17 protein-coding genes are annotated in these 14792 nt (G+C 67.6%); 12 read left to right on the forward strand and 5 right to left on the reverse strand.

Going from position 1 to position 14792, the window contains the following annotated elements; genetic code table 11:
- The first annotated feature begins 205 nt into the window (after positions 1-205).
- The 12 genes from TV39_RS19025 (at position 206) to TV39_RS19080 (ending at position 8187) form a co-directional block, all read left to right on the forward strand.
- The gene (locus TV39_RS19025; protein WP_043484801.1) at positions 206-1147 is read left to right on the forward strand and encodes an ABC transporter ATP-binding protein; all 942 of its coding nucleotides are present in this window, start codon (positions 206-208) and stop codon (positions 1145-1147) included.
- Positions 1137-1937: an ABC transporter permease subunit gene (locus TV39_RS19030; protein WP_043484628.1), complete on the forward strand. Its 801-nt coding sequence runs from the start codon at positions 1137-1139 to the stop codon at positions 1935-1937. The genes TV39_RS19025 and TV39_RS19030 overlap by 11 nt, the downstream gene beginning before the upstream one ends.
- A gap of 158 nt (positions 1938-2095) precedes the next feature.
- Positions 2096-2560, forward strand: coding sequence for an Asp23/Gls24 family envelope stress response protein (locus TV39_RS19035; RefSeq protein WP_442853511.1), 465 nt, complete (start codon positions 2096-2098; stop codon positions 2558-2560).
- A complete protein-coding gene (locus TV39_RS19040; RefSeq protein ID WP_043484633.1) occupies positions 2557-2748 on the forward strand; it encodes a DUF2273 domain-containing protein in 192 nt (63 codons plus the stop codon). Before TV39_RS19035 ends, TV39_RS19040 begins: the two co-directional genes overlap by 4 nt.
- Positions 2745-3164, forward strand: a complete 420-nt coding sequence (locus TV39_RS19045) for a hypothetical protein (protein ID WP_052500629.1) — start codon at positions 2745-2747, stop codon at positions 3162-3164. The genes TV39_RS19040 and TV39_RS19045 overlap by 4 nt, the downstream gene beginning before the upstream one ends.
- Positions 3161-3742, forward strand: coding sequence for a DUF6286 domain-containing protein (locus tag TV39_RS19050; protein WP_043484635.1), 582 nt, complete (start codon positions 3161-3163; stop codon positions 3740-3742). Before TV39_RS19045 ends, TV39_RS19050 begins: the two co-directional genes overlap by 4 nt.
- The gene (locus TV39_RS19055) at positions 3739-4356 is read left to right on the forward strand and encodes a hypothetical protein (RefSeq protein ID WP_043484637.1); all 618 of its coding nucleotides are present in this window, start codon (positions 3739-3741) and stop codon (positions 4354-4356) included. The genes TV39_RS19050 and TV39_RS19055 overlap by 4 nt, the downstream gene beginning before the upstream one ends.
- Positions 4357-4436: 80 nt before the next feature.
- A complete protein-coding gene (locus tag TV39_RS19060; protein WP_043484639.1) occupies positions 4437-4667 on the forward strand; it encodes a CsbD family protein in 231 nt (76 codons plus the stop codon).
- A 73-nt stretch (positions 4668-4740) separates the two neighbouring features.
- Complete coding sequence (locus TV39_RS19065) at positions 4741-5322, forward strand: RNA polymerase sigma factor (protein WP_043484640.1); 582 nt, start codon at positions 4741-4743, stop codon at positions 5320-5322.
- Positions 5319-5924, forward strand: coding sequence for a hypothetical protein (locus TV39_RS19070; protein WP_043484642.1), 606 nt, complete (start codon positions 5319-5321; stop codon positions 5922-5924). Before TV39_RS19065 ends, TV39_RS19070 begins: the two co-directional genes overlap by 4 nt.
- Positions 5921-6265, forward strand: coding sequence for a hypothetical protein (locus tag TV39_RS19075; RefSeq protein ID WP_043484644.1), 345 nt, complete (start codon positions 5921-5923; stop codon positions 6263-6265). Before TV39_RS19070 ends, TV39_RS19075 begins: the two co-directional genes overlap by 4 nt.
- Positions 6266-6696: 431 nt before the next feature.
- Positions 6697-8187: an amino acid permease gene (locus tag TV39_RS19080; RefSeq protein ID WP_043484654.1), complete on the forward strand. Its 1491-nt coding sequence runs from the start codon at positions 6697-6699 to the stop codon at positions 8185-8187.
- Here the strand turns inward: TV39_RS19080 and TV39_RS19085 are convergent.
- From TV39_RS19085 to TV39_RS19105, 5 genes are all read right to left on the reverse strand, one after another.
- The gene (locus TV39_RS19085; protein WP_043484657.1) at positions 8184-9653 is read right to left on the reverse strand and encodes an MFS transporter; all 1470 of its coding nucleotides are present in this window, start codon (positions 9651-9653) and stop codon (positions 8184-8186) included. The genes TV39_RS19080 and TV39_RS19085 overlap by 4 nt on opposite strands.
- Positions 9654-9778: 125 nt before the next feature.
- Complete coding sequence (locus tag TV39_RS19090; protein WP_043484659.1) at positions 9779-11161, reverse strand: MFS transporter; 1383 nt, start codon at positions 11159-11161, stop codon at positions 9779-9781.
- A complete protein-coding gene (locus TV39_RS19095) occupies positions 11158-12900 on the reverse strand; it encodes a CocE/NonD family hydrolase (RefSeq protein ID WP_043484661.1) in 1743 nt (580 codons plus the stop codon). Before TV39_RS19095 ends, TV39_RS19090 begins: the two co-directional genes overlap by 4 nt.
- The gene (locus TV39_RS19100) at positions 12893-13861 is read right to left on the reverse strand and encodes an MBL fold metallo-hydrolase (protein ID WP_043484663.1); all 969 of its coding nucleotides are present in this window, start codon (positions 13859-13861) and stop codon (positions 12893-12895) included. Before TV39_RS19100 ends, TV39_RS19095 begins: the two co-directional genes overlap by 8 nt.
- Positions 13858-14790 (reverse strand): alpha/beta hydrolase, encoded by a 933-nt coding sequence (locus TV39_RS19105; RefSeq protein WP_043484664.1) that lies wholly within the window; start codon positions 14788-14790, stop codon positions 13858-13860. The genes TV39_RS19100 and TV39_RS19105 overlap by 4 nt, the downstream gene beginning before the upstream one ends.
- Positions 14791-14792: the final 2 nt, after the last annotated feature.

Consider the following 14792-nt stretch of genomic DNA (forward strand, 5'->3'; position numbering starts at 1 on the left):
AAAAAAACCCACTCCCTGCCGGACGAATCCTTCGGGGGATCCGGTTGATGAACCGGAACTGGTCAATCAAGACCGAAGTGGGCATCACTGCACATCAAGTTCCACCAGTCTAGCATCCGCACGCCGCGGTCCCCGCTTCCGGGCGGCCCGGTGCTCGGGCCTTTGGACTCTTACCGCCCGGCACGCACCACCACAGACTGGGCGTATGCCCACGGAGACCATGGTCAGGCTGACCGATCTTAGGAAGCGCTTCGGCAAGAACATCGGGCTCGACGGCATCAGTCTCACCATTGAGCCAGGCGAGGTCTTCGGTTACCTGGGGCCCAACGGGGCCGGCAAAACCACCACCATCAGGATTCTGCTGGGCATGCTGCGGCCCACCTCAGGAACGTCCGAAGTGCTCGGGCTGGACTCCTGGCGGCAGCCCGTGGAGGTGCACAGGCTGGTGGGCTACGTCCCGGGCGAGCCGGCACTCTATGACCGGCTCACCGGGCACCAGCACGTCGCCTACTGCGCGCACCTGCGCCGCCGCGACGACCGTAAACGGTCGCTCGAACTTGCGGACCGGCTGGGACTGGACCTGGAGCGCCCGGCCCGGACGCTCTCGCGGGGGAATCGGCAAAAGCTCGCCGTCATCCTGGCCGTAATGTCCCGGCCGCGGCTGCTGGTGCTGGATGAACCGACGAGCGGCATCGATCCCCTGGTTCAGCAGGTGTTCCACGCCATCCTGCGCGAGCACACCGCCGAAGGCGGCTCCGCCCTGTTTTCCTCCCATGTCCTGGGCGAAGTGGAACGCGTCGCCGACCGGATCGGCGTGGTCCGCAAGGGCAGGCTCGTCGCCGTCGAGCGCCTGCAGGACCTCGCGGCACGGTCGCTGCACCAGGTGCGGGCCCGGTTCGCTGAGGACGTGCCCGCGGAGGATTTTGCCGGCGTCCCCGGACTGCGGGACCTGGTGGTTGATGGACGAAACCTCAGCTGCAGCGCCCCGCAATCCGCCCTCGACTCCCTGCTGAAGCGGGTCAGCGCCCGCCGGGTGGAAGACTTCGAATGCGCCGAGGCCCCGCTGGAAGACACCTTCCTCAGCTACTACGGCATGGACCGGAACGGCAGCACCGAAAACACCGCAGCGGGCCGGCATGCTGACTAGCGTCCTCGCCAAGACCCTGCGCGACCAGGGTAAGAGCATACTGGCCTGGTCGGCTGCGCTGGTGCTGATCGTGGCCATGTACGCCGCCGTGTGGCCATCAGTACGCGACCAGCCGTCCATGGGTGACTTCATCGACCAGATGCCTGAGGCTTTCCGGTCCATGTTCGCCACGTCAGGAGCGGACATGTCCACCCCTACCGGTTACATCCAAATCGAACTGCTGTCCTTCATGGGACCCATCGCGGTATTGATGTATGCCATCGGCGCGGGCGCCGGCGCGATTGGCGGCGAAGAGGACCGGCACACCATGGACCTGCTGCTCTCCAATCCGGTGAGCCGCGGCCGGGTGGTGGCCGACAAGTTTTTGGCCATGGCCCTGGTGACTTTCCTGCTTGCGGCCGTAATGGGACTATCACTGGTCCTCGAGGGCCGGCTCGTTGACCTCGACCTGCCACCGGGCGAAGTGGCCGCAACCATGCTCCACCTTGCCCTTCTCGGCGTCGTCTTCGGGTCGCTGGCACTGGCGCTTTCAGCGGCAACCGGCCGGACCGGGCTGAGCCGGGGGCTGCCCGCGGGGCTGGCAGTAGTCGCGTACATCGTCAACGCGCTGGCGCCCCTGGTGGAGTCCTTTGACAGGATCCAGAAAGCTTCGCCGTTCTACCAGTACATTGCGCACGATCCGTTGCGGTCCGGCGTCGCCTGGGACAGCGTCATGGTCTCCGCCGGCACCATCGCTGTATTGGTACTGCTCGCCATCCTGGCATTCCGGCGCCGGGACGTCGCGGCCTGACAGCCCGCCTCAACTGTGATGCAGCTCACGCCAAGTCCAGCGTGAGGATTGCCGCGCGGGTTGCGTCTTACTGGTGTCGGCACCACCGCGGTGCCTGCATCAGATGACCAGGAGTGATTGTTGTGACCACCCAGACCCAGCCCAAGAACCCCGCCGAGCTGACCAAGCCCCAGGCCCTCGCCGCACCGGCAGCTCCCGCCACGCAGCTCAAGAACGCCGGCAAGGACGGCCGCGGCGCCACCACGGTTGCCGACGGCGTAGTGGCCAAGATCGCGGGCATCGCCATCCAGGAGATCGACGGCGTCTATGCCCTCGGCGGCGGCGCGGCCCGTGCCATCGGATCCCTGCGCGAGCGAGTGGGCCAGAAGGACCTCACCCAGGGCGTCAACGTGGAAGTGGGCCAGACGCAGGTTGCCGTGGACGTCACCCTGGTGGTGGAGTACCCGCACGCTTTGCAGAAGGTGGCAGATGATGCCCGCGACGCCGTCTACACCGCCATCGAGGACCTCGTGGGCATGGAGGTCACGGAGGTCAACGTCACCATCACGGACATCCACGTCCCGTCCGACGACGACGACGACCAGGCTGGCCCCGCCGACCGCCGCGAATCGCGGGTAGCTTGAGCCGGGCAGTCGCCGGAGCCTCCATCGGAGCCGTCCTCGCGGTGGTGGCCCTGGCCTTCGGCTTCTGGGGCTTCCTTCTCACAGCCCTCCTCATGAGTGCGGGCGCGGCCGCGGGGCGTGCCGCGGAAGGCAGGCTGGACCTGCACGGAGTCGTGGACGCCCTGCGCGGCAAGCGCTCATCGTTGTGAGTGCCGGACCGACGCACGTCCAGAAAAGGCAATCCCAGGGAACCCACCCCCGGGATTCGCGGACGGGCCACACCAGGATCACGTCCAGGGCGCTTACGCAGGCCGTTGAGGCTGTCGCCGCGCAGGCGTTCGGACTTCCGGCAGGCACTGTCAAGGCAAAGCTGCGGGACGACGGCGGGCTGCTCGCCATCACGGTGGCGGTGCCGCTGGCTGCGCCTCCCCTCCTGGACCTGGCGGCGGCGGACCCTGCCGCGGAGGGACGTGCTGAGCCTGTCATGCCCACCGTGTTTGAACAGTCGGACATGGCCAGGGCAGCCATCATCAAGCACACCAGTGCGGTCACCGGAACCACAGTCAGCCGCGTGGACATCCGGCTGACGGATTGCCACCGGTCCGGCGGAAAGGCGCTGCCATGAGCGGAAAACTCCACATCAGCCGGACGGTCCGGCGGGAACTACATTCCTCGCGCGCAGCCGCTTCCGCAGCCACGGCAACCGCTGCCGCCGGGCTCCTGCTGTGGCTGGCACTCGAAACCGCACTGTCCGCGGCGGGGCAGCAGCCCCTCATCGTACGGCCGCTGGATGCGGGAAGATGGCTCGCTGGCACCGCGGACTCCGCGGCCCCGTCCCTGCTGACTGCCGCCGGCGCCGGACTCGGCCTTGCCGGACTGCTGTTCCTGGTGCTTGCCGTCGCACCCGGACGGCGGCCGCGTCACGCGCTTGGCAGCGCCCGGGCAGCCATCGTCGCGGACCACGAAGTCATCGCCGCGGCGATATCCCGGGCCGCGCGCCGGCAAGCGGGCGTCGCACCGGGCCAGGTCTCCACCACCGTCGGCACCCGGACCGTGAACGTCACCGTCCACCCGACGTCGGGCATTCCGGTCGACGCTGACGCCGTCAAAGCGGCGGTCGACGTCGAACTCGGCACGTACGCGCTGCCCCGCCGGATGCGGAGCAGCATCCGAGTCTCCACCAAGGGGGTGGTCGGCCAATGAGCGGAACCCACCGCGGCCTGAACCGCTTCCTCCTCGCGCTGACCGGACTGATGCTGCTCGCGGCCGGTGCCCTCGCCGTCGCCGCCGGGACACTTCCCGGAGTTGCCGCGCACTGGGCTGCGACCGGGCGGGACGCCTGGGGCCGGACCCGCGATCTCCTGGCGGCCGCCCCGCTGCCGGACGGCACCGCCAGCTGGTGGACGGTTGCCGCCGTCGGCGTCCTGCTGCTGGGGGCGGCACTGATGTTCGGCTGGCTCGCCTCCCAAGGCGGCGGCCGCACGAATGTTGTAGGGGAAACGCCCGACGCCGGCCAGGGAACCACCACCGTGGAAACAGGCCTGGTATCCAGGCTGGTCGCCGAAGCCTTGGCGGGCAACCGCCTGGTGCTGGCCGCGTCCGTCACCGCGTGGCGGGTGCGGGGCGCCGCCAGGAAGCAACCCGCGGTACGAATCAGCATCCAGGCCCGCCAGGGCGCCTGTCCGCGGGAGCTCGCGGACACCGTCGAACAGCTCGTCGCCGGGCTGGACCGGCTGCTGGGCCATCCATTTCCCGTCCTGGTTCGAATCACCGCCGGGACCAGGACGCGCCTGGCCCGGCCCGACCGCGCCCGCTGACAGCCACACCCGTACCACCACTTGAACCGAAGATCACCCGGAACCGGGAACACACCGGAACCATCACGAAAGGACATCCCATGGGATTCGAAGACAAAGGCCGCAACACCGTCATCAACCACCTCGGCGGTGCCAAGGAGCAGGCCGGCCGGCTGACCGGCAACGAGGAGCTGCGGCGCGAAGGCCAGGCGGACCAGGCCCGGGCGAAGCTCGGCGAGGCCGCCGAAGCCGCCAAGGACGCAGCAGCCGACATCGGCGGGAGCATCAAGGCAGCGGCACAGCAGCTCAAGGACGGCCTCGGCAAAGGCTGAGCGAAACGGCCAAACCCCTGGTGAGAGCCACCCCGCCCAAAACCCGCCGCGCCGGAGAGGAAAGCAGAATCAATTGGACGGTCCAACATCCGTGCCGCATGGCCTGGAACTCGTTCCGGACGCCATCCTTGCCGGACGCGCATCTGACGGGGACACCGCCGCTTTTGAAGCCCTGGCCCGCCGGTACGGGCCCCAGATGCGGGCATGCGCCCGCCGGATCACCGGGTCATACGCGGACGCCGATGACGTGGTCCAGGAGTCGCTGATGCAGGCGTGGAAGCAGCTGGACACGCTGCGGGACAACGGAGCGGTGAAAGGCTGGCTGCTGCGGATCACGGGCAGCCGCAGCATCGACCATCTGCGGAGGCGGAAGGTCCACCCGGAGCTGGACGCGGAACATGAAGCCGCGGCCGATGGCGCACGCAACCACAACAATCCCGAATCGGCGGCAGTCAACGGATCACGGGTGGCCGCCCTGAAGGCAGCACTGGCCCGGCTCCCGGAAGAGCAGCGCCGCTGCTGGGTCCTGAAGGAGTTCGGCGACCAGAGCTATGAGGAGATTGCGTCGGCCTTGAACATCAGTTCAGACAGCGTCCGTGGCCGGCTGGCGCGGGCGCGGGTCACGCTGGCCCGCGAAATGGAGGAGTGGCGATGAGCATCCCGGACAGGAACCTCGAATGCGGGCACAGCCTCGAAGAGCTCAGCACCTACCTGGACACCGGTGACATCCCCGATCCCCACCACCTGGCGGAATGCCCGGACTGCCAGGCGGCACTCGCCTCCCTTCGCAACCTCAAAGTCCTGGGCACCGAATTCCTCGGCGAGGAAATCGCGGCTGCGGGCAAGGGGACGGACGACTGGATGCAGGCGATCCTGGACAACCTGCGCCTTGAGGTGCGTCCCGGCCGCACCATTCCGCTGCGGCCGGAGCACCCCGGGGACACCCTGTCCGAAACAGAGGGCGCCATTACGGCGCTGGTCCGCGCAGTGGGAGACTCGATCCCAGGGATTGCCGTGGGCAAGTGCCGGCTCCGCGGGGATGTCACAGTTCCCGGCGCTCCGGTGACAGTGGAGGTCCAGCTGGCTGTGCTCTACGGCCACCCCATGCTCGGACGGGCCGACGAACTGCGTGAACACCTCGCCGCCGCACTCGCCCGCCACACGGAACTGAACGTCGCGGCGATCGACCTGGCGGTTTCTGACGTCCTGCAGCCGCGTCCGGCCACGCCGCCCACCCCGGAGGAGCCCCAGCCATGAACCAGCCCCTGCCCGCGGCCGACGAACTCTATGAGGTCATCCGTTCCGTGGACGGCGTCACCGCCGTGTATCCTGCCCGCCCGGCGTGGCAGAACATCGCCGGTGCAGCGCTGAGCGCAGTTACCGGCGTCCAGCTCCCGCCCGTCCTGGTCCTGCCAGGCGCGGAGGCGCCCGGCACGACGGCGGAGGTCAGGACCCGGATCGGCGTCAGCTCCGCGCACCGGGCTCCGGACGTCTGCCGGGACGTGGCGGCAGCCGTCCGCCGGCACCTCGATCCGCTGACCGTCACCGTGAACGTGCAGGTCGCCGCAATCTCCGGTCCCCTGCCGCTGCCCCGGTAGCCGTTCCCCCGCAGCCGACGCCTCCCCATCAGTGTTACGCCCAACAACGGACTACAGTTGATGCCTTGAGACTCGACGTTTGTCGAGCCTCAAGCGCCACGGACTGCGGCCTTTCCGCGTCCCCGGGAGACGACGACAGGGAGGCCCCGCCGTTGCCGGACAGCCCGCCACCGCGCCGGGGCACGCCCTTTCCCACCGCGTGGGCCGTCGGCCGGCCGGAGCTTCCCGCCCCGAAAGCCCGGGCTCCCGCCCCGCAGCGCCGGCCGCACCCATGCGCCGGAGGGCCTTCCAGCCGGCCCTAGTCTTAATTCGCACCCCAACTGTTACCTACGTCACACCTGTGGCGGCTCCGTGCGGACGGCGGCACAGCACCCTGCCCCAGGGCAGTCCGCCTGCGACGCAGTCCATCTGAGACAAGGAAAGAAGCACTGATGTCTGAACGCACCACCACGGTTGCCAGGAACACTGCAACAGAACCCGCCAGCGGAGGCCACAGCAAGGAACCGCACCTCGCCCGGGCATTGGGCAACCGCCACATCCAGCTCCTGGCCATTGGCGGCGCCATCGGCACCGGACTGTTCATGGGCTCCGGCAAAACCATCTCCCTGGCCGGCCCGTCCGTCATCTTCGTCTACATGATCATCGGCTCCATGCTGTTCTTCGTGATGCGCGCCATGGGCGAAATCCTGCTCTCCAACCTGAATTACAAGTCCTTCAGCGACTTCGCCGGAGACCTGCTGGGCCCGTGGGCCGGGTTCTTCACCGGCTGGTCCTACTGGTTCTTCTGGGTTGTCACCGGAGTGGCGGACATCGTGGCAATTGCCGGCTATGTGGACAAGCTGGCACCCGGCACGCCGTTGTGGATCCCCGCGCTCATCACCCCGGTGGTGCTGATCCTGCTGAACCTTCCCACGGTCAAGGCCTTCGGTGAAGCCGAATTCTGGTTCGCGATCATCAAGGTGGTTGCCATCCTGGCGCTGATCGGCACGGGCATCGTGATGATCGCCACGAACTTCACCTCCCCCAACGGCGCTGTGGCAAGCCTCGCCAACATCTGGAACGACGGCGGCATGTTCCCGCACGGCATGTTCGGTTTCATCCTCGGCTTCCAGATCGCCATCTTCGCCTTCGCCGGCATTGAACTGGTGGGCACGGCGGCAGCTGAAACCAAGGACCCGGAGAAGAACCTTCCGCGGGCCATCAACTCCATCCCCATCCGTGTCCTGCTCTTCTACGTGGGCGCCCTGGTGGTCATCATGGCGGTCAACCCGTGGCGGACCATCGACGCCGCCAGCAGCCCGTTCATCGGCATGTTCACCCTGGCCGGCCTGGGCATCGCGGCCGTGGTCATCAACCTGGTGGTCCTCACCTCGGCGGCTTCCAGTGCCAACTCCGGCATCTACTCCACCTCGCGCATGGTCTACGGCCTGGCCCAGGACGGCAACGCCCCGAAGGCCTTCGGCAAGCTGAGCATCCGCAAGGTTCCGCAGAACGCCCTGCTGTTCTCCTGCATCTTCCTGCTCGCCGGCCTGGTGCTGCTCTACTCGGGTGACTCCGTCATCGGTGCGTTCACGGTGGTCACCTCGGTTGCCTCCGTGCTGACCATGTTCGTCTGGTCCATGATCCTGGTCAGCTACATCATGTTCCGCCGCCGCCGGCCCGAACTCCACGCCGCCTCCGCCTTCAAGATGCCCGGCGGCGCCTTCATGCCGTACGTGGTGCTGGCGTTCTTTGTGTTCATGCTCGTGGCCCTTGCCCAGGCTGAGGACACCCGGCTTGCCCTGGTGGTGGCTCCCCTGTGGTTCCTGATCCTGGGCGCCGCCTGGTACTTCAACCGCAAGACGCCGCTCCAGCAGGCCCGGATCGTGGAGTGGCAGGCCGAGTCGGATTCGGACAAGGCAAAAGTCAACGCCCTGAGCTAAGACGCCTTACGCGCCGCAACCCGCGGCGAAACAACCACAGCGACGACGGCGATGGCGGCCGTGAGGGCGAAGACTCCTGCGAAGGAGGCGCCCGACACCCCGCCCGCCGTCGTCGTTGCCGTGTTCGCTGCCGACAACGCACCGAACACGATCCCGGTGGCGGCCAGGGCCAAAGCTCCGCCGAGGGAGTCAGCAATGGACATGGCCGAGCTGTTGAACCCCTCAGTGTCCGGCGTGGACATGGCCAGGGTCATGACGCTCAGGCGCGGATACATCAGTCCCATGCCGCCGCCGGCGGAAATCCAGCCGGCAATCGCGACGGCGGCCGGCCAGCCCAGGAGCGTGGTCACCAGGGCAAGGACGACGGCGCCGAGCACCATCGCTGACCCGATCTTCATAGCGCGGACGTTGCTGAGCCTGCCGCCCATCCGGCCTTGGACGGCAGAGGCGCCGGCCCACGCCAGTGCGCCGCCGGTGAGGGTCAGGCCGGCGAACGTCGGGGAAAAGGAATACTGTTCCACCAGCAGGTACGGAAGGTAGACCTCCGCTCCGAAGAACGCGGCCGAGACGAGGCCGCGGGCCAGGATGACGCTCGGCAGCCCCCGCCGGGCAAGCAGGGTGCCGCGGGGCACCAGCGGGCGTACCGCCACCAGTGCAATCACGACGGCGGCCGCCGCCGCCAGGAAAGCTCCGGCCCCCGGGACCTGCGCCGACAGGTTCAGGCCCAAAACGGCCAACGCCGCCAGGGCGGCCCACGCGAGCCGGCTGTAGGGCCACCGCTGCGGGCCTCTGGCTCCCTCCGGTGTGCCGGCTTCGGCAGGGGTGGCATGCGCAGGGTCATGGTGCAGCCTGCGCAGCGCGGGAACAATCATCAGGAGCGCCGGCACCACCAGTCCCACCACGCCAAGGAACACCCAGTGCCAGCTTGCCGCCTGGGCCACGATTCCGGCCGCGAAGGGGCCCACCAGGGACGGAACCACCCAGGCCGCGGAGAAGGCGGCGAAAATCTTCGGGTGCAGCGCCGGCGGGTATACCCGCGCCACCACAACGTACAGGGCCACGGTCATGGCTCCGCCGCCCAGGCCCTGCACCAGCCGTCCGCCCACCAGGGCAGGCATCCTTCCTGCCGTTCCGGCGATCAGCAGCCCCAGCACGAACAGGGCCACCGAGGCGTACAGCGGACCCACCGGTCCACGGCGGTCGGACCAGTTACCGGCCGCCACCATGCCGATCACACCGGCGGCGAGGGGCCCGGCGAAGGCCAGGGCGTACAAGGCGGCGCCGTCCAGCTCGCGGCTGACCAGCGGCATGATGGTGGTCACGGCCAGGGACTCGAAGGCAGCCAGGAACACCAGGGCGCACGCGCCGGCCGTTACCAGCAGGTAGTGGCGGTGGAGGATGCCGGCCGTCTCGGGGGCGGCGGCAGGGGCGCTTCGTTGCACGGCGGGAGCCTGATCAGTCGTCATGGATGGTGCCTGCCATTAAACACCCCGGGCCGCGTTGTTCGGGGTCATCCTGAACAACACGCCCGGGGGTGCGTGCCGGCAATCCGGCCCGACGATCTTGTGCGTTACCTTTTGTCGCCCCGTCTTTAGGGGGCTGCTGCCACAGTGTCCCCGGAGACAGGTTCCGCGTTTCCGTAGTCCTGATCCTTTTGCACAGACGGCCGGCCACTTGACCTCGCGGCAAGTGGAACGAACAGGAAGGCCAGGGCGGCGATGATGCCCGGGATCGCGAAGAACAGGAAGTTCATCTCCACCGGAAGTTTGAGGGTCAGGAGAATGCCTCCAAACGTCGGCCCGACGATGGCCCCCATCCGGCCGACGCCAGATGCCAGCCCGATCGCCGTCGAGCGCATGAAGGACGGATAGTACTGGGACACGAAGGAATACGAGATGTTCTGTGCTCCCATCGTGCAGGCGCCGGTGAGGGCCACGAGCAGCAGCAGGACCACCATGTTGTCGGCGAACCCGAGGAGGGTCAGCGAGACGGCGGAGATCACGAACATGGGGACGAGCACCCGCTTCACACCCCAGGTGTCCGCGAGCTTTCCGAGCAGCAGGGTGCCGACGATGGCCCCCACGTTAAGGACGATCATGAACGTCAGGCTGGAACCCAGGGCATACCCTGCCTCCACCATCAGCTTGGGGAGCCAGATGGTCAGGCCGTTCACCATGAGAAGGCACATGAAGAAGGCAACCCAGATCATGAGCGTCCCGAGCGCGCGGCGGTTCTTGAACAGTGCACCCACCGGGCTGCCCGGTTCCTTCTCCTGGACTCCGGTGAACTCCGCCGACGGTCCCGGCGCCGCCGCGGGGTTGACCTTGGACAGAGCGGAGCTCAGGGCCGCGAACTGCTTCTTTTCCAGCAGTACCGCGGGGGAGTCGAGGAAATACTTCATCATGAACGGCAGGCAGAGCAGGGGAAGTACGGCAACCCAGTACACGCTCTGCCAGCCGAACGCCGGAAGCAGGAGCATCGCAACGAAGGCCGCCAGGATGCCGCCGACCGAGAAGAAGCACATCACGATCGCCACCAGGGTGTTGGCGCGGTTCTTCGGCGCGTAGTCGGTGAGCATCGCGATGACACAGGGCAGGATGCCGCCAATTCCGAGGCCGCCCAGGATGCGCAGGACCGAGAATTCGACCGGTCCCGGGGCGAATCCGCTCAGCGCTGTTGCGGCGCTGAAGAGAATGATGCTGGCCGTGAGGACCTTCTTCCGGCCGAACCGGTCCGCCAGGATCCCGAACAGGATGGCGCCGACCATCATTCCGACGGGGCCGTAGCTGCCAATGGCTCCCGCCTCGACGGGCCCCAGGGACCACTGTTTCATCAGGACCGGCAGCACCGATCCGTAGACCACCAGGTCGTACATGTCGAAGGTGATGATGAAGCAGGCCCAGAACAACATTCCGGCGTGGAAGCGGTTGAACCGCGCTCCGCCGATGAATTCCCTGATGTTGACCGTTGTCATGGCAAGTCGCTTTCCGGTGTTGTGCTCTTTGCGGTGAACGGCAGGACCAGCCGGGAGTGGTGGGCGGCGTCGCGATAGATCTTGTGCGTGACGGGCCGGCCCACCGGCAGGTGGAAGGCGTCCGGCGGCAGCAGCGCATTGTGCTCATCGGCCAGCGGCTCGGCGTTGGACAGCTCCACCGTCAGCTTGTGGCCCGGCATGAACGTGTTCGCGAACGGATAGAGGCGCAGTACGTATTCCTCTACCGTCCCCGGCTCCACCGGCACGGAACGGGTGTGCGGGTGGTACGGGTTGCCCTCGGTGGTGCGGTCGTCAAGCTCGCGGTGCGAGGCCTTGAGGTAGCCGCTGGTGATGAGCTGGCGCTTGCCGTTGGGCGCGTAGTCCCAGAGCCGCAGGATGAAGTTGGTGTCCGGCTGGTCAATCTCCGCGAAGATGTGGGCGGCACCGGCGCCGATCATCTCCGTTGCCTCCTCGAAGGGCGGAGTTGACCAGCTGACGATCTCCACTTTGTCGGTCACGGTCAGCGGCGCCTGGTAGAAGCCGTCCGGGGCGGCATATTCCACACCCATCGGCTCGGGCTCGGTGGACAGCGCGTGGCGCGGGCGCAGGTAGAGGGACATGTACTCCACGTCCTTCGGCGGCCACTGGTCCGCCGTGACCACCTCGCGGGAGCCTTCCACGAAAACGCTCACAGCGGGTTCGTCCATGACGCCGTTGTCGATGCCCTTGATCCAGTAGTCGTACCACCGGAACATCTTGTCGTGCTCCTCGATGAAGGGGCGCGACTGCATCGGCGGGTAAGGGCCGATGTCCAGTTTCTTGGGGCCCTTGAGCGCGTTGAACAGCTCGATGGTGCCGTCCAGGGTCCAGCCGCGGCCCTGGTCGAGCTGCAGCCACACCGGGATGTCGATGTTCGGTGCCAGCGTGATCGGGTTGCGCTCCTCGTACCACTCCCCGTCCAGCTCGTTCATGACGATGTCGAACCAGGCTTCATGGTTCTTCGGGTAGTTCAGGACGTGGACCAGGTTCGGCCAGGCGGCCACGTCAGGGTCCTGCAGCCGCTTCTCAACGAGCTTCTTCAGCTCGCCGGGCGGGTACTTCTCGATCATGCGGGACTTCACGTTATCCGTGAACGCCCAGCCGGAGTCGCCGCCGCGGCCTTCGCGGGCGGCACGGGGCATGAACCACATGACGCCGCCGTGGTAGGTGGTCTCGTAGAAGTCGTAGTGGCCGCCCGAGACGAAGATCGCCTTCAGGTGCGGCGGGCGCTCGGCTGCGGCCAGCACCTGCATGGAGCCGAAGTAGGAGATGCCCACCATGCCGACGTTGCCGTCGCACCACGGCTGCTCGGCGACCCACTCGATGAAGTCGTACGCGTCCTGGCCCAGCGAGACGCCGCCGGCGTTGTAGTTGCCGATGTGCTCACCGCCGGAGTGGCCGGAGCCGCGCAGGTCGCCAATGACGTGGACGTAGTCCTCCTTGACGATCCGGGCAATATCGCCGGCCTCGATGCAGCCGTCCCACATGGGGCTGGGCCGCCGCTGCGGCGGGGTGGTCAGGGCCAGGGCTTGCAGTTCCTTGCCGTAAGGGCTCAGGGCAACCAGCGCCGGGCGCGGCTTGTCTTCGGCGCCCTGGTAGGCGTCGGCGGCGAGCTCGACGCCGTCGCGCATCGGGACCCGCAGGTCCTTGCGGACAGCGATCTTTTCCCCGCCGGCATTCAGTAACTGGAAGTCATCCATGAGTGCTGATCTCCTCATCTTCGGTCAAGTGGTCCAACGTCGTGCGGTAGCCGTGGAGCGTCGTGAAGAACGGGGACGGCTCCAGGGTGGGGTCGGCGTCGTAATTAAGCGCCTCGGCAACGCGGGCGAACGGCGAGTACGGCGAGTCCGTGTCCTGCAGTCCGGCAGCCAGGCAGCCGCAGGCCGCATCCTTAACGCGGGCCTCGACCTCCAGGCTCCCTTGGAGCGCTTCCCGGGCCTGCCCGGCGTCGAGCTCCACGCCGTAGGGCGTGCCGTCCGCGCGGCGGTACGGGTGCCCCAGGTAAAGGTGCCGCGGACGGATCTCATCATTGAGGTACTGCAGGCTGGAGCGGTAGCCGGCCGGGTCCACAAATCCCGGGAAGCCGTTGGCCGCACCGTGGACCTGGACGGCGTCGCCCACGAACACGTCGTTTTGGCCGTCAATGACATAGGCGACGGACCCGCGGGTGTGCCCCGGAATCGAGTGGACAGAGACGGTGACGTCACCCCCGAGGGAGATGGTCTCACCGCCCCTGACCAACATGGTCGGCTCCATTTCGCCCGAGATGACGGCGTTCGTGGCCGCCGTCAGCTTCGCCTCACCCTCGGGGTCGTGCAGGTACTGCGCCCGTCCGGAAAGGTATTCGTCCACGTGGGCCCGGCGCGAGCGGAGCATCGGCGCGTCGGCCTCGTGGATCACCACCTGCGCACGCCGTCCTGTGAGCTCCCACAGGGCGTACGCGCCACCGATGTGGTCGATGTGGCCGTGGGTCAGGAAGATCCAGCGGACGTCCTCGATCCGGCGGCCGATCGCCTCCAAGGCCGGCACCATGCCCTCTGCGGGCGAGGATGCGATCCCGGTGTCCACGATGGCGGGCTCCGGGGCGTCGATGAAGAAGCTGTAGAGACCGAACCGCCCCCACGGGGAGACGATGGGATGGACGGCGACTTGTTCCGTCATTGCCCGGCCCTCGCGTTCAGGAATTCACCCGTCTCCTCGAACGCCCGGTAGAACTCCGGGATCCAGGCGAAATTCTGGACAAATCCGTGGTTGGCCCCCTGGTAGCGGCTGACCGTTGCGTCCACGCCGGCCTCGTTCAGGCGCCGGCCGTAGAGTTCGCCTTCATCCCGCAGGGGGTCGTGCTCGGCCGTGATCACCAGGGCTGCAGGCAGTCCGGCGAGGTCCCCGCGCTTGATGGGCGAGACGAGGGGGTCCGCCGGGTCCGCCCCGCTCCCGAGGTAGAAGGAGTTGAACGGTTTGAGGCCGGCCGTCTCCAGTCCGTACCCCTCAGCGTTCTCCCGCAGCGACGGGTAACGGTCGACGTCGAAGTCCAGGTCCAGGGACGGGTAGAAGAGGACCTGGTGCGTAATGCGGTCAAACCCGTCATCGTGGGCTTTCGCGGCGACGGCGGCGACAAAGTTGCCGCCCGAGCTGTCACCCGCGATAGCGAGGTTCTTCCCGTTCCAACTTAGGCTGCTCCCCTGTTCGGCGACCCAACGGACCACGCCGTAGCAGTCGTCGAGGCCGGCCGGGAAGACGGCCTCGGGGGCCAGGCGGTAGCCCACCGAGATGACCTTGTGGCCGGTTTCCTTGGCCAGCGACCGTGCCACGTGGTCGTGGGTGTCCAGGCTGCCCAGGAAGAACGCACCGCCGTGGAAGTAGACCAGCAGATCGTAGGAGTCCGCCTCGGCGGGCGTGTAGATGCGCACCGGCACCTCGCCCGACGGCGTCACAGCAGTGGCATCCTCGACGGCGTGCAGCGGCAGCCGCTGGTCGAGAGGGGGCACCTGGGCTGCCTCGCCGGCGCGCATGGCTTCGGGATTCAGGGGGGAACCGTCGGGTGCCGGCAGGGTGGCCAGGATTTTGGCGATTTCGGGATGGATGGTCATGG

Origin of the sequence: Arthrobacter sp. SPG23, assembly GCF_000876655.1 — a bacterium.
Classification (GTDB): Bacteria; Actinomycetota; Actinomycetes; order Actinomycetales; family Micrococcaceae; genus Arthrobacter.